This window comes from Streptomyces sp. NPDC057565, assembly GCF_042801455.1.
Classification (GTDB): Bacteria; Actinomycetota; Actinomycetes; order Streptomycetales; family Streptomycetaceae; genus Streptomyces; species Streptomyces yanii.
In genome coordinates this window covers 665,051-681,629 of sequence record NZ_JBHVFU010000001.1, presented here as the reverse complement: position 1 = coordinate 681,629, position 16,579 = coordinate 665,051, and the positions used below count along the sequence as shown (strand labels likewise).

Annotated in this window: 14 protein-coding genes; 8 read left to right on the top strand and 6 right to left on the bottom strand. The window is 69.0% G+C overall.

All coding sequences use genetic code 11. The features are described 5' to 3' along the window. Nucleotides 1-212 precede the first annotated feature (212 nt). Nucleotides 213-1,904, bottom strand: a complete 1,692-nt coding sequence (locus ACFU8W_RS02795) for an acetolactate synthase large subunit (RefSeq protein ID WP_384031616.1) — start codon at nucleotides 1,902-1,904, stop codon at nucleotides 213-215. Between the two features lie 215 nt (nucleotides 1,905-2,119). On the opposite strand from ACFU8W_RS02795, the gene ACFU8W_RS02790 reads away from it, so the two are divergent. After that, entirely contained in the window at nucleotides 2,120-2,857 is a 738-nt protein-coding gene (locus ACFU8W_RS02790; RefSeq protein ID WP_384031614.1) for a flavodoxin family protein, read from the top strand. 207 nt (nucleotides 2,858-3,064) lie between these two features. Next, nucleotides 3,065-3,364 (top strand): hypothetical protein, encoded by a 300-nt coding sequence (locus tag ACFU8W_RS02785; RefSeq protein WP_384031612.1) that lies wholly within the window; start codon nucleotides 3,065-3,067, stop codon nucleotides 3,362-3,364. A 16-nt stretch (nucleotides 3,365-3,380) separates the two neighbouring features. On the opposite strand, the gene ACFU8W_RS02780 is transcribed toward ACFU8W_RS02785, so the two are convergent. Both ACFU8W_RS02780 and ACFU8W_RS02775 read right to left on the bottom strand, forming a co-directional pair. Beyond that, entirely contained in the window at nucleotides 3,381-3,707 is a 327-nt protein-coding gene (locus ACFU8W_RS02780; RefSeq protein WP_345519092.1) for a hypothetical protein, read from the bottom strand. Nucleotides 3,708-4,361: 654 nt separating this feature from the next. Continuing rightward, on the bottom strand, nucleotides 4,362-4,829 hold the full coding sequence (locus ACFU8W_RS02775; RefSeq protein WP_345519090.1) for a helix-turn-helix domain-containing protein: 468 nt from the start codon (nucleotides 4,827-4,829) through the stop codon (nucleotides 4,362-4,364). Between the two features lie 93 nt (nucleotides 4,830-4,922). Here ACFU8W_RS02775 and ACFU8W_RS02770 point away from each other — a divergent pair, with 93 nt between their 5' ends. Further along, nucleotides 4,923-5,417 (top strand): PaaI family thioesterase, encoded by a 495-nt coding sequence (locus ACFU8W_RS02770; protein WP_384031610.1) that lies wholly within the window; start codon nucleotides 4,923-4,925, stop codon nucleotides 5,415-5,417. Nucleotides 5,418-5,611: 194 nt separating this feature from the next. On the opposite strand, the gene ACFU8W_RS02765 is transcribed toward ACFU8W_RS02770, so the two are convergent. Further along, nucleotides 5,612-6,220 (bottom strand): TetR/AcrR family transcriptional regulator, encoded by a 609-nt coding sequence (locus ACFU8W_RS02765; protein WP_384031608.1) that lies wholly within the window; start codon nucleotides 6,218-6,220, stop codon nucleotides 5,612-5,614. A 117-nt stretch (nucleotides 6,221-6,337) separates the two neighbouring features. On the opposite strand from ACFU8W_RS02765, the gene ACFU8W_RS02760 reads away from it, so the two are divergent. After that, nucleotides 6,338-7,108 (top strand): SDR family NAD(P)-dependent oxidoreductase, encoded by a 771-nt coding sequence (locus ACFU8W_RS02760; RefSeq protein ID WP_384031606.1) that lies wholly within the window; start codon nucleotides 6,338-6,340, stop codon nucleotides 7,106-7,108. A 377-nt stretch (nucleotides 7,109-7,485) separates the two neighbouring features. After that, complete coding sequence (locus ACFU8W_RS02755) at nucleotides 7,486-8,352, top strand: GyrI-like domain-containing protein (RefSeq protein ID WP_384031604.1); 867 nt, start codon at nucleotides 7,486-7,488, stop codon at nucleotides 8,350-8,352. A 350-nt stretch (nucleotides 8,353-8,702) separates the two neighbouring features. Here ACFU8W_RS02755 and ACFU8W_RS02750 read toward each other — a convergent pair whose 3' ends face one another. Further along, on the bottom strand, nucleotides 8,703-9,512 hold the full coding sequence (locus ACFU8W_RS02750) for an inositol monophosphatase family protein (protein WP_384031602.1): 810 nt from the start codon (nucleotides 9,510-9,512) through the stop codon (nucleotides 8,703-8,705). Nucleotides 9,513-9,824: 312 nt separating this feature from the next. Here ACFU8W_RS02750 and asnB point away from each other — a divergent pair, with 312 nt between their 5' ends. Then, entirely contained in the window at nucleotides 9,825-11,678 is a 1,854-nt protein-coding gene (gene asnB / locus ACFU8W_RS02745; RefSeq protein ID WP_384031600.1) for an asparagine synthase (glutamine-hydrolyzing), read from the top strand. Between the two features lie 264 nt (nucleotides 11,679-11,942). Here the strand turns inward: asnB and ACFU8W_RS02740 are convergent, their stop codons facing one another. Further along, complete coding sequence (locus ACFU8W_RS02740; protein WP_384031598.1) at nucleotides 11,943-14,066, bottom strand: glycogen debranching N-terminal domain-containing protein; 2,124 nt, start codon at nucleotides 14,064-14,066, stop codon at nucleotides 11,943-11,945. 125 nt (nucleotides 14,067-14,191) lie between these two features. Here ACFU8W_RS02740 and ACFU8W_RS02735 point away from each other — a divergent pair, with 125 nt between their 5' ends. Then, entirely contained in the window at nucleotides 14,192-15,241 is a 1,050-nt protein-coding gene (locus tag ACFU8W_RS02735) for a LacI family DNA-binding transcriptional regulator (RefSeq protein WP_384031596.1), read from the top strand. Nucleotides 15,242-15,330: 89 nt separating this feature from the next. Next, the gene (locus tag ACFU8W_RS02730) at nucleotides 15,331-16,575 is read left to right on the top strand and encodes an extracellular solute-binding protein (protein ID WP_384031594.1); all 1,245 of its coding nucleotides are present in this window, start codon (nucleotides 15,331-15,333) and stop codon (nucleotides 16,573-16,575) included. The last annotated feature ends 4 nt before the right edge of the window (nucleotides 16,576-16,579 follow it).

The following is a 16,579-nucleotide window of genomic DNA, read 5'->3' as shown; positions in this document are numbered from 1 at the left end:
CGATGTGCGGCTCGGGCGACTGCAAACAGCGCCACTCGGTGGAGTGCAGAACCAACAGGCCGAAAACGCCATCGGGCAGTGGCCGCGAGGTATGACGAACCGGCCGTCCGCCATGAGGCCGCCGTGCCGGTCGCCGCCATCCAGCATGGCCGCGACCAGCACTTTCGCAACAGACCAAAGGCATTGATCACGAGCGTCGTTGACACGTCGAGTCAGAACGGACCGTGGAGCGCGCCGAGCCGCTCGGTGAGCCGCAGATTCTCGGAGTAATCGACGGGGCAGGCGATCACTGACACGCCGTCGTCGGCCAGCGCCCGCTGCAGCACCGGCAGTAGCTGACCGGCCGTCTCGATGCGGTAGCCGTGGGCGCCGAAACTCTCGGCATAGGCGACGAAATCCGGATTGGTGAAGCGGGTGTGGCTGTGGCGTTCGAGTTCGAGCTCCATCTTCCAGGTGATCAGGCCGTACTCCTCGTCGACCAGTACGAGGACCACCAGCGGGATGTGTTCGCGAACGGCAGTCTCCAGTTCCTGGGAGTTCATCAGGAAAGAGCCGTCGCCCATCATGGCCAGCACACGCTGCTCCGGACGGGCCAGTTTCGCGGCGATGGCGCCGGGCAGCGCGAAACCCATGGTGGACAGTCCGTTGGAGACCAGGCAGGTGTCCGGCTCGTACGCCGGATACAGGCGGGCCATCCACATCTTTCCGGCGCCGGTGTCGGTGAGCACGATGTCGTCGCGCCCCAGTGCGGCTCGCACGTCGGCGACCACGCGCTGCGGCACGAGCGGGCATGTGTCGCTCCGTCGCCCGTACTCCAGCTCCTCGTTGAGCAGGGCCCGGATGCACGCGCCGGTTCCTGCCTCGTAGTCGAGGCCGTCCGGCAGCGCGCCCGCCAGTGCGTCCAGCGCCTGCGAAAGATCGCCCTCGACGCCGACCGTGACCGGGTAGTGCGCATCCACCTCGGCGGGAAACCGGTGCAGGTGCACGATGCGCTTGTCGCCGTCCGGATTGATCTTCACCGGGTCGAACTCCTGGACTTCGTAGCCGACGCAGATGAGGACGTCTGCGGTGTCGAAGCCGAAGTTGGAGTAGTCGTGCCGCATGAAGCCGACCGCCCCGAGCGCGTTCGGGTGGTCGTCGGGGAAGACGCCCTTCCCGTGGAAGGTGGTCGCCACCGGCACGTTCAGCCGCTCGGAAAAACGCATGAGAGCATCCGCCGCCCTGCCCCTCGCGGCGCCGTGGCCGGCCAGCACGACCGGTCGACGCGCCGTCGCGAGAACCTCCGCCGCCCGGGCGATCTGGGAGGGCGACGGCGCGTCGGCATGGACCGTGTCGACCTGCAGGGGGTTGAGCGGCTTGGTGATTCGTGAGGCCTCGATGTCCTCGGGGACTGCTACGAAGACCGCTCCCGGACGCTCGCTCTGCGCGGTCTTGAACGCCTTCCGTACCATCTCGGGCACCGCGACAGGGCTGTCCACGCAAGCGGACCACTGGGTGACCGGCGCGAACATCGACACCAGATCGATGACCTGATGGGACTCCTTGTGCATCCGGTCCAGCGATCCCTGCGCGGCGAGAGCCACGAACGGTGTGCTGTTGGTCGTCGCGTCCGCGGCACCCAGCAGGAGATTGATCGCACCGGGCCCCAGCGTGGCCGAGCACACCCCGGCCCGCCCGGTCAGGCGTCCGTAGATCTCGGCCATGAACGAGGCGCCCTGCTCGTGGCGGACCAGGACGTATCGGATGCGCGAGCCGTCCAGGGCATCGACGAAACGGATATTCTCTTCGCCCGGGATCCCGAAGACGTACTCCACGCCCTCGGCCTCCAGACAGCGGACCATCAGGTTCGCGACGTCCTCGGTCCGCGTCCCGGAGATCGGCGCGGAGGTGGGGTGGGCGTCCATGGGTCGAACGTATGCGCATGCCGCAGGGCGAACCACGCACCAACCCCCGGTCGGGTGAAGGGCACGTCCCTCAAGGGCCGGCCTGCCGGGTGCTCGGCTGTCGGAGTGATCGGCGGTATGCGGCTGTGCCGTATCGGTCGTAGCCGGATCCCTGCCAGCACGATGGTCGGTGTTGCGCCGCCGTGACGGCATGGCGGCGGACGCCAGGAGGATCTGTGACCACCCAGTCGCCCGGTGCCGACTCGTCGCCCGCTCGCTACGACAACCTGCGTGCCGTCGTCATCAACTGCACGCTCAAACGCTCACCCGAGGTCAGCAACACACAGGGGCTGATCGACAGGAGCCGGGCCGTGATGGAGGCGCAGGGCGTAGGCGTCGACGTCGTACGGGCTGTCGACCACGACATCGCGACCGGCGTATGGCCGGACATGACGGAACACGGCTGGGCCAGTGACGAGTGGACCGCACTGTACGACCAGGTGATGGCGGCCGACATCCTCGTGCTGGCCGGCCCCATCTGGCTGGGAGACAACTCGTCCGTCATGAAGAAGGTGATCGAGCGGCTCTATGCCTGTTCCAGCCTGCTCAACGAGAAGGGTCAGTACGCCTACTACGGCAGGGCGGGCGGCTGCCTGATCACCGGCAATGAGGACGGCGTGAAGCACTGCGCGATGAATGTGCTCTACAGCCTCCAGCACCTCGGGTACACCATCCCGCCGCAGGCCGACGCGGGCTGGATCGGGGAGGCGGGCCCGGGACCGTCGTATCTCGATGCCGGATCCGGCGGACCCGACAACGAGTTCACCAACCGCAACACCACCTTCATGACGTGGAACCTGATGCACCTGGCGGCCATGCTCAAGCGGGCGGGCGGGATTCCGGCGCACGGCAACCAACGATCCGAATGGAACGCGGGCTGCCGCTTCGACTTCCCGAACCCGGAACACCGCTGAAGCCAGAAGCCGGAACGTCGATGAAGGCGGTTCTGCTCCCGGTCCGGCAATCGCATTACCGGTGCCCTGATCGGAGCCACCGCCGCGGCCCTCGTCCTGTGGCTGCTGCCCCCGGCGGCGCTTGCGGTCGCGGGAACCGCCGCCCTGCTCCTCGGCATTCCGTTCCCGCAGACCCAGCCGATCCTCTTCACGGCCTGCACCGTTCTCATGAGCGTCGGCTCAAACGCCGACAAACTGCTTCTCGACCCGGCACACGTGCTGATCAAGTACGTCCTGCTCATGCTGGCCGCGCTGGCCACCGGGCTGCTCTTCGGCTTCGCGGTCGTCCCGGGCGTTCCCCGACCCGGCCTGGCGGACCGCCTGGCCCGGGCCGTCGAGGCCACCGCCGAACTCCTCGCCGCCGCAGCGTGCGTCGTCCACGGCGAGAAAACCGCCCCGGAGCGTACCCCCCGCGAGCTCACCGCCGCGGCCAGATCTCGGCAGGGGCCGGCGGCCGCCCACACCTGAGCCTGCCCGTTGCCGGTCAGCGGGACAGATCGGCGTCGGCGGCCTTCTTCAGTGCCAGCCGCAGCCCCTCCAGCGGCGGTACCCCGGACAGGCCCTGCGGGCTCCGGTAGACCCGGCAGGCCAGCCCCGGCTCCCGCCCCTCTTCCGCGAACGGATCGCGCCCGTTGACCAGTACGGTCGGCGAACCGGTGAATCCGGCCCGCTCCGCCTCCGCCCGGGTCGTGACGGTCCGGGTGACGAACGTGGTGTCGCCCAGGCCGACGTCGTCAAGCGCGCGGCGCAGCTGCTCGGTGGCGGGTATCTCGTTCGGGCAGTCAGGTACGACCAGGATCTCGATCTCCATGTCTCCAGGATCGCGCGCCGCACCGACAACCCCTCACGCGGGGGCTCGAAAATGTCAGCGGCTGCACCGGCGCGCGCCGCCATGAGCAGGCCCGCAAGGGCGAGGACCATCCCGGCCGCAAGGTGGGCGAACGCCGCGGTCGGCGTGATGGCGGTCCACAGCACGTCGGCCACGGCGGAGGAGGTGAGGCTGCCAAGCGCGTGGACGGCGGCGAGCAGGCCGAACGCGGAGCCGTGCAGATCCTGGGGGCAAGGGCTGCACCGGCGGCGTGCTGGGCTGAATCCACCGGAGACGGGCCGCAGAGCTGTGGCGTTCGGCACGGCGCATCGATACCAGTACGTCGACCGGCCCACCATCTGCCGCCCCTTTGGAGTCGATCACCCAGCCGGCGTGCACCGGGCAGGGCACCGTGACGCCGCGGTCCGCTCCTGGGCACGGCGACGGGGACAGGATGCGTACGGAATCCCGACGCGCCTTCGGGGGTTGACCGTTGAACCTGGACATGGCTTTTGCCGCTGCGGCCACGGTAATTGATGGGATGTCAGATGCGGTCTCATGGGCGATCGGACTGCGCCGTCCGAGGCCGGAGGTGGCGGCACAGGCTGTTGTAGCGATGCGGTCGGCAGAACAGGTCGACTCGCTCGCCACCCGCATTCAGGTGTGACGCCGGGCCGCAGGTCCGGGCAGGACGGTGACCTCGACCGGGGTGAGCGCGCCATGCTCGCCGGAGCACTCGACCACGACGTGAACCGGCGCGCCGCATGCGCTGTGCCGGATGTCCAGCACCGGCCCCTCGGGGTCGGCGACGTACGTCTCGCCCCACTGCCTGAGCGCCACGAGAACGGGCCACAGATCCCGCCCCTTGCGGGTCAGGCGATATTCGTGCCTGGTGCGGCTGCCCTGTTCCTGGTACGGGACCGTATACAGGATCTCGGCCGCGACCAGCTTGCGGAGTCGGCCGGCCAGGACCGCCTCCGAGACCCCCACATGGTGGCGGAAGTCATCGAAGCGGCGCACCCCGTTGAAGGCGTCACGCAGGATCAGCAGCGTCCACTTCTCGCCGACCAGGTCGAGGGTGCGCTGGACCGTACAGTTCTCCGTGCTCATCTCGAGCCACTTCATCTCGTCATGGTAGCCGCCTGACTCTTTTATTGACAGTCAGCTGTAACCAGAGCTAGCTTCATCAGACAAAGTCAGGCGAGGAGGCGCAGCCGTATGGGACGGTCACGTACGTACGAGTGGGAAGATCCAGCGATCCCGGCGGCCGCCGTCGGGCAGAAAACAGGTCTGGAGTTCCTGCGTGACATCGCCGCCGGACGGCTGCCCGCCCCTCCCGTCGGCACCACCCTGGCCTTCTCCCTCGACGAGGCCGAGCCCGGGCGCGTGGTCTTCTCCCTGATCCCGGGCGAGGAGCACTACAACCCCATCGGCAGCATACACGGCGGGATCTACGCCACACTGCTGGACTCGGCCGCCGGTTGCGCGGTCCACTCCACCCTTCCGCAAGGCATGGGGTACACCTCGCTCGACCTGACCGTGAAGTTCCTGCGCCCGATCACCGTCGACACCGGCAAGATCCGCGCAGTCGGCACAGTGGTCAGCAGCGGCCGCCGCACCGCCCTCGCCGAGGCACGGCTCCTCGACGGTGCGGATCGCCTCCTGGCTCACGCCACCAGTTCATGCATGCTCATTCCGGTGCCGACTTCCTGAACCCGACGTCACCTCGGGACAGCCCGACCCCGCATCGGAGCACTCACCAAGAGCGGTCGGCAAACCTCGGGCGACGGCGAGATCCCGGGAAAGGGTGTACTCGGGATGCCGCGAGCGGCCGAGGTGTGCGCACGTCCGCGACCGAGCACGGGCCACGCCGTCGGCCGACATTCTCGGCAGGCGCAGATGTGGGCTCAGATCGCAGCGGACGCGGCGTTGCGCAGCGCCGTGATCCCCTCGTCGAGGGCCGCATGGAGATGGCTGGAGCGACCGGTCGACAGCAGGATCGACACCCCTCCCTGGATGCCCGCCAGCAGCGCCGCCGCGGTCCGGTCTGCGTCGAGCGAGACAGGCACGTGCCCTGCCGTTTGCATAGCCCGGATCCCCGTCGCCAGGTACTCCTGCCACTGGCGCAGCAACTCGATCACGATCGCCCGCGCCCCTGGGGTGTTGCGGCCGATCTGCAGGAAAAGCGAACCGAGCGGGCACTGGTCACCCTGTTCCTCGTAGCGCGCAATGACCGTGTCACGCCACCGGTACCAGGCATCCCACGAGTCCAGGCACCCGAGGTGGGGTTGCTGGTCGTCGAGTACCTGGTCGGCCTCGAACTGCGCGACTGCGAGCAGCAGTTCGTCCTTGCCGCCGGGAAAGTAGTGGAACAGCTGGCTCTTGCTCGTACGGCTGCGTGCAAGGACATCGTCCAGCGTCGCCACCGCGACACCTTTCTCCCGCAGCACCGCGACGGCCCCCTGGACAATCCGGCCACGCGTCGCTTGTCCCTTGGCGGTCAACGATCCGCGCATCCCCGCTCCTCCCGTTGGACCAGTCAATCCAACGTAGCAAAATTGGACTTGCAGGTCCATTTTTTGGCAGACACCATCGGCCCCACAAGCCCTGCAAGAATTGGAGCCGATCGCATCATGAGCAACCGCCTGCAGAACAAGACCGCCCTGGTAACCGGCGCCACCAGCAACATCGGGCGCGCGATCGCCCTGGCCTTCGCCGCTGAAGGAGCACACGTCGCGGTGTCCGGCCGCAGCCAGGAGCGCGGCGAAGAAGTCGTCGCCGCGATCCGCACCGCAGGCGGCAAAGCGGACTTCCTGGCCTCGGATCTCGACGGCAGCGCGCCCGCCTCCCGCGCCCTCGCCGACGAAGCCGCCCGTGCCCTGGGCGGTCGCATCGACATCCTGGTCAACAACGCCGGCATCTACCCGAGCCCTTCCACGCCCGACACCGACGAAGAGACGTTCGACCTGATCTATGCGGTCAATGTCAAAGCGCCGTTCTTCCTGACCGCCGCGGTGGCCCCCGCAATGATCGAGGCCGGCGGCGGCGCGGTGATCAACCTGGGCTCGTGGATCGCCCGGCTCGGTATCCCGATCGGCGCCGTCTACAGTTCCTCCAAGGGAGCAATGGAAGCCCTCACCCGTGCCTGGGCTGCCGAGTTCGGCCCCCGCGGTATCCGCGTCAACGCCATCTCCCCCGGCGTGGTCCACACGGCGGAGCCGGCCGGGACCGGGGTCCACCCCGGCGACATCATGATGAAGGGCACCCCGGCCGGCAGCTTCGGACTTCCGGACGCGATCGCCAACGCAGCGGTCTACCTCGCCTCCGACGAGGCAAACTTCGTGCACGGCACCGTCCTCGACGTGGACGGCGGCCGCACCGGCGTCGCCGTCATCGCCCAATAGCCCGAACTCGAAGAGGCTTCATGGGCCGCGGAATCAGCCGCGTGATGCGGCGGCCGCATCGAGCGCCTTGCCGCTTGAGCACGGCGTGGATGCTCGGGGATCCATGGGTTGCGCGCGATCCCGTAGGAACGTCGGCGATCTGTTCCGTCAACTCGGCATCGCGGACCGCTCGGGGACCGGACTTGCCGATGCGGGGGCGCGGAGAGCGGTCCGGGAGACCGTCAGCAGCTCACACGCCCGTCTGGACAGGGTGAACACGCTGCTTCTCGGTCTCGCTGAACGGGTGCACTGTCGACCCGACCGCTTCGGGCACAGGATGTCGGGTCCGGCAGGGTGGGCCTCTCTAACGTGAGTGGTCGAAAGGGAAGGAGACGGGGGTGCTGGAGCAGCTCAACCAGGCCATGGAGCACATCGAATCGCATCTCGACCAGCCGATCGACGTGGCCGATCTCGCGCACATCTCAGTGACGTCGGAGTACCACTTCCGCCGACTCTTCTCCGCGTTGGCAGGCATCCCGCTGTCGGAGTACATCCGCCGTAGGCGGCTGACCGTGGCGGGTGCCGAGGTGCTCGCCGATGAGCGGACACTGCTGGAGGTCGCTGTGCGCTACGGCTACAGCTCGGGAGAAGCCTTTGCGCGTGCGTTTCGAGCCGTACACGGTGTGGGTCCGGGCGAGGCCCGGCGCACTGGTGCGGCTCTGCGCTCCCAGCCACGGATGTCCTTCCGCCTCATCGTTGAAGGGAGCAGCAGCATGCGATACAGGATCGTGGAGAAGGAGGAGTTCCGTGTGGTCGGCAAGAAGGCCCGCGTCCCGCTCGTCCACGAGGGGATCAACTCGGCGATCGCCGACTTCATCCGGGGCATCGACCCCGAGACGCTACGGCGTATCACGGCGCTGTCCGACCAGGAGCCCGAGGGGATCGTCGGGGCGAGCGACCAGCTCGATCCGAGCCGGGCCGAGGGGAGTGAACTCGACTACTACCACGGCGTGGTGACGCACGCTGAAGCTCCCGAGGATATGGACGTGCTCGCTGTTCCGGCGGGGATGTGGGCCGTCTTCGAGAACTCCGGCCCGTTCCCGCGGGCGCTGCAGTACCTGTGGCGGGATGTGTTCACGCAGTGGTTCCCGTCGAATCCGTACCTGAGCAGGCAGGGGCCCGAGATCCTGCGCGTCCGCCCGACGCAGGACGGGGAGCGGGCGGACGCAGAGTTGTGGATTCCCGTGGAACGATCCGCCGCCTGAGCGAGCACCACTCGGCGGCCCGGGACCGGACCCGGGCCGTCTCGAGCGGGAAAAACAGCGCGTCGACCGGGGCCTTGACCGCCAGGAAGTCCTTCGCCGGGTCCACGACGAACGCCGGGGCGTTCGTGTACCCGCCAAGGAGCTGCCTCAGCGCCACACCGACGTATCCCTCGGCAGGTGCCGGTCGCCGTCCTGCACCGTGCCCACCGGCCTGCGCCGACGAGCGGGCGGTCCAGCCCGATGGCGCTCCCGGCATCTCCCCACGCGCCGCCCAGACATGGGCCGTAGCTGCTCACCCCGGCACCCACCCCTGCGGAGCGCGGTGCTGAGGCGGGCGCGCGGGCGACGCCTCAGGGGCGGTTCTCCCTTCGGTCGCCGATCACCGACATCAGTAGCCCGTGGGTTTCCGCGTCGGCCGCCACGACAAGTCCGCGGCCTCCCTGCCCGATCCGGGCGCCGTCGATCCCGGTGACGACGCAACCGGCGGCCCGGCACAGAGCGATGCCGGCGGCGAAATGCACACTCTCGGACAGGTCGCCGCCATCGGTGACGTACGCGGCACGCTTGCCGGCAGCGACCCAGGCCAGCGCCAGCGTCGTGGACACGACCCGCGGCCGGAACCGCTCGATGAACCCCGGGTGGGCCAACAGGTCCACGGCCCGGAAGCCAGGTGCGTTCGGGAACGGCGGATCCAGGTTGACGTCGACCAGTTGGGTGGCGGACGTGGGCACCAGCTGCGCATCGGCCCCGTTGTGCCGTACCCGGGCGGTCTCACCGTCGGTGAAGAAGACCTCGCCGCTGAACGGGTCGGCCACCGCCGCCGCCCCGTCGCGCAGCGCCACGTTGACGGCCACCAGCATGTTGCCGACGGCGTAGTTCAGCGTGCCGCACAAGGGGTCCACCAGCCACTGGCGCACAGCGTCGACGGTACCCTGCTGCCCGCCCTCCTCGCCGAGCACAGCGTCCTCGGGCCGAGCGGCACGAATGACGCCGAGGATCGTCCTCTCGGCCTCGAGATCGGCGGCGGTGGCAAAGTCCCCGGCTCCCTTGTCGATGCGGGTGAGCTGCCGGCCGTACATGGTTCGCACCACGTCGGCGCCGGCATGTGCCGCAGCTATCGCAACCCCAGCGTCGTCAAGGCTCGCGTATGAGTTGATCATGCCGTGCATAGTATCGGTGGCAATTCCACCGGCAGCAGAAACTCGCTGTCGGCGACATGCGTACCGGGTGCCGTAGCTGTCTTCATGCGCCCGCCAGGGATGACGGGACAGCCCTTAGGCCGCCGTCGCCGTCGCCCAGGCGTACAAGTCCGTAGGTGCAGCGTTCCCTGAGGGTGTTCCGTGCGGCCTGCAAGCAGGTCGACACGGCCGCGGAGAGGCCGACATCAGCCACCCGTTATATCCGCTTGATCCCTATAGTCGGCAAGGTACGCATCCCCTGGATGCTTTCTCCACGACAAGGAGGGCCACCCCATGTGCGGCATCTCCGGCTGGGTGTCCTACCGGCGCGACCTGCGGCAGGAACGGTCCACCGCCGAAGCCATGAACGTCACGATGGCCTGCCGCGGACCGGATGCACACGGCCTGTGGCTCGACAGACACGCGGCGCTGGGCCATCGCCGACTCGCCATCATCGACCTGCCCGGCGGTGTCCAGCCGATGACGGAGAGCACGCCGGACGGCGATGTCGTGCTGCTCTACTCGGGAGAGGCCTACAACTACAGGGAATTGCGCGACGAACTGCGTCGAAACGGCCGGCGTTTCCGCACCGACAGCGACACCGAGGTCGTACTGCGCGGCTACCTGGAATGGGGCGCCGACCTCCCCGAGCGGCTGAACGGCATGTTCGCCTTCGCGATCTGGGACGGCCGCACCGAGCGGCTGCACCTGATGCGCGACCGGATGGGCATCAAGCCGCTGTACTACTTCCCCACCGACGACGGCGTGCTCTTCGGCTCCGAGCCGAAGGCCATCCTGGCGAACCCGATGGTGCCCCGCGAGGTGGATCTGGAGGGTTTGCGCGAGCTGTTCTCCATGGCCAAGACCCCGGGTCACGCGATCTGGAGAGGGATGCGGGAGGTGGAGCCGGGCACGCTGGTGACCGTCGACCGCTCCGGCCTGCGCACCCACCCCTACTGGCAGCTGCGCTCCGTCGCACACACCGACAGCCGCGACGACACCGTCGCGCGGGTACGCGAGCTGCTCGACGACATCGTCCGCCGCCAGCTGGTCTCCGACGTGCCGCGTTGCATCCTGCTGTCGGGCGGGCTCGACTCCAGCGCGGTCACCGCGCTGGCAGCCGAACAGCTGCGCGGCAAGGAGACCGTGCGCAGCTTCGCCGTCGACTTCGTCGGCCAGAGCGAGAACTTCGTCCCCGACGATCTGCGGGCCACGCCGGACACTCCCTATGTGCACGACGTCGCCAGGCACGTCGGAACCGACCACCGGGACATCGTCCTCGCCCCCGAGGGACTGGCGGATCCGAGCGTGCGCGCCGCAGCCGTGCGGTCGCGGGACCTGCCCCTGGGGCTGGGTGACATGGACCAGTCGCTGCTCCTGCTGTTCCGGGCCATCCGCGAGCACTCCACGGTGGCACTGTCCGGTGAGTCCGCGGACGAGGTCTTCGGCGGCTACGCATGGTTCCACGATCCTGCCGCACGAGATGCCGGCACATTCCCCTGGCTGGCGGCCCTGGGGCGCGAGCACGGCCGCGGCGGCAGTTCGGTGCTCGAGCCCGGGCTGCGCGAACGTTTGAACCTGGAAGGCTACGTGGCCCAGCGCTACGAAGAGGCCATGGCGCAGGTGCCGCGCCTGGACGGGGAACGCGATCCGCTGGAGCGTCGGATGCGGGAGGTGTGCTATCTGCACCTCACCCGCTTTGTGCGGGTACTGCTGGACCGCAAGGACCGGCTGAGCATGGCCACCGGTCTGGAGGTGCGCGTGCCGTTCTGCGACCACCGTCTGGTCGAGTACGTCTTCAACACCCCTTGGTCGATGAAGACGTTCGACGGCCGGGAGAAGAGTCTGCTGCGGGCGGCCACCGCGGACCTGCTGCCGCGTTCGGTTCTGGAGCGGGTCAAGAGCCCGTACCCCTCGACCCAGGACCCGGCCTACGCTGTGGAGCTGCAGACCCAGGTCCGCGACGTGCTGTCGGCAGGCAACAGCCCCGCTCTCGACCTGCTGGACCGCGGCCGGCTGCAGGAGATCATTGCCACCGAGCCCGGCCAGGTCGGCACCGCGGACCGCACCGGTCTGGAGCGGACACTGGACCTGGCCGTCTGGTTCGAACTGGAACGGCCTACGCTCACGCTCGGCACCGGCGGCTGAGACAGCCCCCGCCGGGTGCGTGGCAGGGCGGGGCCCATGGCCGACGACGGCGAAGCGGCCCGCAGTGCCGGACGGACGTCGCCACGAGAGAGTGGTGTACGAGCCGGGGTTCGTGCATTGCCGCAGTGCCAGGGAGGGCCTGCCGCGGGACGGTGCTCCGGGTGCCGGCCGCGGCCCTCGTCACGGCCTCGGCCGCCTGACCCGAGACAGGACCTGACCCCGGCCCACGGGACCCTGCCTCGGATCGGGTACAGCCGCTCCGGGTCAACAAGGTGTCGTGTGCTGCCTCCTCACCACCAGGCCCTTCGGGGCCTCGATGTGTGCCGTGCCGTCGGCGTCGACGGAGATGTCCAGCCTCCCGTCCGCGACAGCGAGCCCCTCGACCTTCAGCGGCCGGTAGGCCTCCGCGAAGCCGGGCGCGACCGTGAGTATTCCGCCGGGGACATCGGCGGAGAGACCCAGCACCGACTGAAGGATCATGATGGACGAGGCCGCCGCCCAGGCCTGCGGGCGGCAGGACGCCGGATAGGGCGAGGGCCGGGTGTCGGTCGCCGCTCCATGACCGGCGAACAGTTCAGGAAGCCGCGCGTCGAAGGACGCCGATGCGGTCAGCAGTCCCTCGGACAGGGACGCGGCTGCGTCCGGGAAGCCGGCCCTGACCAGGCCGTGCACCGCGATCGCCGTGTCGTGCGGCCAGATGGAACCGATGTGATAGCCGTACGGGTTGTAGGCCACGGAGTTGCTGCTCAGGGTCCGCAGACCATGGCCGGAGTCGAGGTCGGGAGCGCTGAGCCTGGCGGCCAGCAGGGCGCTCTCCTCATGGTCGAGCAGGCCCGTGCCCAGCAGGTGGCCGAAGCCCGAGGTGACCGAGTCCACCGGCTTCTTCTCCCCGTCGAGCGCCACGGCCGGGTACGGTCCGCGCTCGTCCTCCACCCAGAAGTGCCTGCGGAAACGCTCACGCAGCCGCTCGGCCCACTCCTCCCACCGGTCTGCGCCGTGGCGGTCGAAGGCGCGCAGCAGTGCCGCGCCGCCGCGGGCCGCCTCGTAGGCGTACGCCTGGACCTCGCACAGCGCGATCGGGGAGGTGGCGAGGCGGCCGTCGCGGTACTGGATGGAGTCACCCGAGTCCTTCCAGCCCTGGTTGGCCAGCCCGCGACCGGTGTGGTCGATGTACTTCAGAAAGCCGTCCCCGTCCGCGTCGCCGTGGTCGCGCATCCAGGCGAGGGCGGACTCCGCGTGCGGCAGGAGCTGTTCGACCTGTTCGGGCGCGAGGCCCCAGCGCCAGGAGTCGTGCAGCAGGGTGATCCAGAGCGGGGTGGCGTCGACCGTACCGTAATAGCAGGGCGGCAGGGAGAAGTTGTCGTTGAAGTTCTGGGTGGCGCGGCGCACTTCGTGCAGGATCTTGCCGGGCTGCTCCTCGGTGTGCCGGTCGGACTTCGTGCCCTGCCGGCGGGCGAGTGTGCGCAGCGTACCGGCGGCGAGACCGGTGCCCAGCGGCAGCAGCATGCGGGCCGCCCACAGGGCGTCGCGGCCGAAGAGGGTGAGGAACCACGGGGCCCCGGCGGCCAGGAACTGGTCGGCGGGATCGACCGGGTCGGTCAGCCGCAGCCGGTCGAGGTCTGCGGCCGACTGACTCAGCCAGTGGTCGAAGCGCCGGTCGGCGCTGCGCAGGACCGGTGTCCGCCAGGGCAGGCTGTCGGCCGGGGGCGCGGGGAACTGGTCGCCGTCCTCATGAGCCGCGTCGCAGTGCAGTTCAGCGGTCCATGCCGAGCCGGGAGCGAGTTCGATGTCGTAGACCAGCGTTCCGGCGGCCGGGTCGACGGCGGCAGGCCGCGGGTAGCCGGTGAGTCGTACCGCGAAGGTGTCCCTGGACCAACCGAGCCCGCCCTCCGTGACGTTGGCGATGACCGGGCTCGCGGCGTGTCCGGACTTGACGCGCTCGATCGGGGCGAGGTCCGTCCCGGCGGCGACGATCAGCCGGACATGGACATGTTGCCGCCCGGCGTTGGCGACTTCGAGGGTCTCCTCCAGATGCCCGGGGGTGACGTGGCGGCGCCGGTGCAGGGTGACGGCCGGATCCGGTGTCTCCTCGCCCAGGCCGCGCAGCACACTGCGAAAGGTCGCCCGGTCCGCTCCCTCGAAGGCTCCTCGGACAGGGGCGATCGCGACTCCGTCGGCCGCGACGGTCAGCCGGGCAAGGGCTCTGCTGTCGCCGTGGTAGAAGCCGTCGGCGGCACCGTCGATCTGTCCGTCCGCGTGGGAGATCGCGAAGCTCGGGGCGTACAGCGTCACACAGGCGTCATGCAGGAACGGCTGGAGGCCTTCGACCGCCGGGCCGGCCCCCGTGTCGGAGTTCGTCATGTCGTGGGTCTTGACAGTGGTGTCCAACAGAGCAGAACCTCTCAGGCATTGGAGCGTTCCAAGAACCCTAACGACGACTTCAGTGCGTTGACAACGGTTTTGGAACGCTCCAATGAACTCACCCGCTCGTACGACCGGTTCCGGAGACACTGATGCCCCGCTCGCCCAACTCCCCCAGACCCAAGGCCGGTTCAGTCACCCTGGCCACGGTCGCACGGCGGGCCGGAGTCTCTCCGCAGACGGTGTCGAACGCGCTCAACTCGCCCGAGCTGCTGCGTCCGGAAACCCTGGAGCGGGTCCGCCGCACCATCGACGAGCTGGGCTATCGGCCGCACCGAGCGGCCCAGACCCTGCGTACCCGATCGAGCAAGCTCATCGGGTACGGAATCCGTCCCACCGCCCCTGGCACCTCGGCCCCGGTCATGGACCGGTTTCTGCACGCCCTGTCCCAGACCGCCGACGAGGCCGGTTATCGGATCCTGCTCTTCGCCGCACCCCCCGGCAGCGCCGGTCTCGACGGATACGAGGAGCTCCTCGACCTGCACAGCGTGGACGGTTTCGTGCTGAGCGGCACCGAGCGGGGCGACCAGCGCCAGGCCTGGCTGGAAAAGCGCGGTGTGCCGTTCGTGGGCTTCGGCCGGATGTGGTCCGGCCGGCAGATCGGCGACTGGGTGGATGTCGACGGCGCCTCCGGCACGGACGCCGCGGTCGAGCATCTGGTGGCTCTGGGGCATCGCAGGATCGCGTTCCTCGGCTGGCCGCGCGGCTCCGGAGTCGGTGACGACCGTGCCATGGGCTGGCAGCGCGCCATGCAACGGCACGGCCTTCCGGTGCGTGGCAAGCGGGCACGGAGCATCGATGACATCGCCTCGGCGCAGGCCGCTGTCGGACCACTGCTGGACGCGGGCGCGACGGCCGTGATCGCCGCCAGCGACATGCTCGCACTGGGCTGCTACCACGCCGTGCGCGAGCGACGGGCTGTGCCGGGCAAGGATGTCGCGGTCGTCGGCTTCGACGACTCCCCCACGGCGGCCCTCCTCTCCCCCGGACTGTCCACCGTCGCCCAGCCGCTGGAGGCCGTGGGCCGCGAATGCGTCCGGCTTCTGCTGGCCCGGATGTCGGAACTCGGCACTCCCCCCGAGCGAGTCCTGCTCGAACCGTCCCTCGTCGTGCGGGACAGCACATCCGCGTCGGACGGCTGAACCACCCCCGTGCCTGTTGACGGGCCCCATTCACAGCACGCCCTTTCCGGGCAGCTGAGCCGCAAGCCTCATCCCACCTGGAGGAATTCATGGCAACCCGTACGGCCGTCGCCGCCCTCGCCACCTGCGCGGCGCTCCTGGCCGCCACCGGCTGCTCATCCAGCTTCGGCAGCGACAAGGAGCCGGCGCAGGACAAGGCCGGCAAGCAGAAACTGACGGTACTGATCGCCACCTCGGGGGACGCCGAGACCCAGGCAGTCAAGACTGCCGCTGCCGCGTATGCGAAGAAGTCGGGCAACTCGGTCTCGGTCGAGGTCGCGAAGGACATGAACCAGCAGCTCGCTCAGTCCTTCGCCGGGCACAAGCCGCCGGACGTCTTCTACGTCAACTCCGACCAGTTCGCGAACTACGCGAAGGGCGGCTCGCTGTACCCGTACGGGGACCGGATATCCGACGCCGACGACTTCTCCGAGCAGCTGCGCGGCTCGTTCTCGTACGACGGGAAACTGGTCTGTCTGCCGAAGGACTCCTCCACCCTCGCTCTCGCCATCAACACCGACCTGTGGAAGAAGGCCGGGCTGACGGAAAAGGACTATCCGAAGAGCTGGGAGGAGCTGAGGACCGTCGCGGACAAGCTCACCGGCAACGGCGTGACCGGCCTGGTCACCAGCGACGAGTACCAGCGGCTCGGAGTCTTCATGAAGCAGGCGGGCGGCTGGCTCACCGACCCGAACCAGCAGAAGATGACCGCGAGCGCCCCGGAGAACGCCAAGGGGCTCGACTTCGTCCAGTCCCTGCTCAAGTCCGGCTCGATGAAGTTCGCCAAGCAGGTGGACACCAGCTGGGGCGGTGAGGCACTGGGCAAGGGCAAGGCCGCCATGACCATCGAGGGCAACTGGCTCGAGGGCGGCATGAAGCTCGACTACCCCGACGTGAAGTACACCGTCGCGCCGCTGCCCGAGGGACCCGCCGGGAAGGGCACCCTCGCCTTCAGCAACTGCTGGGGAGTCGCCGCCGACAGCGCGCACCGGGCGGCGGGGGTCGACCTCGTGAAGTACCTGACCTCCGCGCAGCAACAGCTCGACTTCGCCGACGCGTTCGGTGTCATGCCGTCGCGGACGAGCGCGCTCAAGACCTACGCCGAGAAGAAGCCGGCCGCCAAGGCCTGGGTGGAGGGCAACGCCTATGCGCAGGGCCCGGTGACGATCGCCGGCTTCGACAAGGTGCTGAGCCAGTTCAACACCGATCTGCAGTCGCTGCGCACTGCCGACCCGAAGAAGATCCTCGCCGACCTTCAGCGCAACGGCGAACAGGCGATCGCGAAGGGCAACTGAGCCC

Excerpts from the sequence above, each read along its gene's own strand:
- ACFU8W_RS02735 (WP_384031596.1), top strand. The coding sequence starts at position 14,192 with ATGCCCCGCTCGCCCAACTCCCCCAGACCCAAGGCCGGTTCAGTCACC.
- ACFU8W_RS02765 (WP_384031608.1), bottom strand. The coding sequence starts at position 6,220 with ATGCGCGGATCGTTGACCGCCAAGGGACAAGCGACGCGTGGCCGGATT.
- ACFU8W_RS02750 (WP_384031602.1), bottom strand. The coding sequence starts at position 9,512 with ATGATCAACTCATACGCGAGCCTTGACGACGCTGGGGTTGCGATAGCT.
- ACFU8W_RS02730 (WP_384031594.1), top strand. The coding sequence starts at position 15,331 with ATGGCAACCCGTACGGCCGTCGCCGCCCTCGCCACCTGCGCGGCGCTC.
- ACFU8W_RS02780 (WP_345519092.1), bottom strand. The coding sequence starts at position 3,707 with ATGGAGATCGAGATCCTGGTCGTACCTGACTGCCCGAACGAGATACCC.
- ACFU8W_RS02760 (WP_384031606.1), top strand. The coding sequence starts at position 6,338 with ATGAGCAACCGCCTGCAGAACAAGACCGCCCTGGTAACCGGCGCCACC.
- ACFU8W_RS02770 (WP_384031610.1), top strand. The coding sequence starts at position 4,923 with ATGGGACGGTCACGTACGTACGAGTGGGAAGATCCAGCGATCCCGGCG.
- ACFU8W_RS02795 (WP_384031616.1), bottom strand. The coding sequence starts at position 1,904 with ATGGACGCCCACCCCACCTCCGCGCCGATCTCCGGGACGCGGACCGAG.
- ACFU8W_RS02785 (WP_384031612.1), top strand. The coding sequence starts at position 3,065 with ATGAGCGTCGGCTCAAACGCCGACAAACTGCTTCTCGACCCGGCACAC.
- asnB (WP_384031600.1), top strand. The coding sequence starts at position 9,825 with ATGTGCGGCATCTCCGGCTGGGTGTCCTACCGGCGCGACCTGCGGCAG.
- ACFU8W_RS02775 (WP_345519090.1), bottom strand. The coding sequence starts at position 4,829 with ATGAAGTGGCTCGAGATGAGCACGGAGAACTGTACGGTCCAGCGCACC.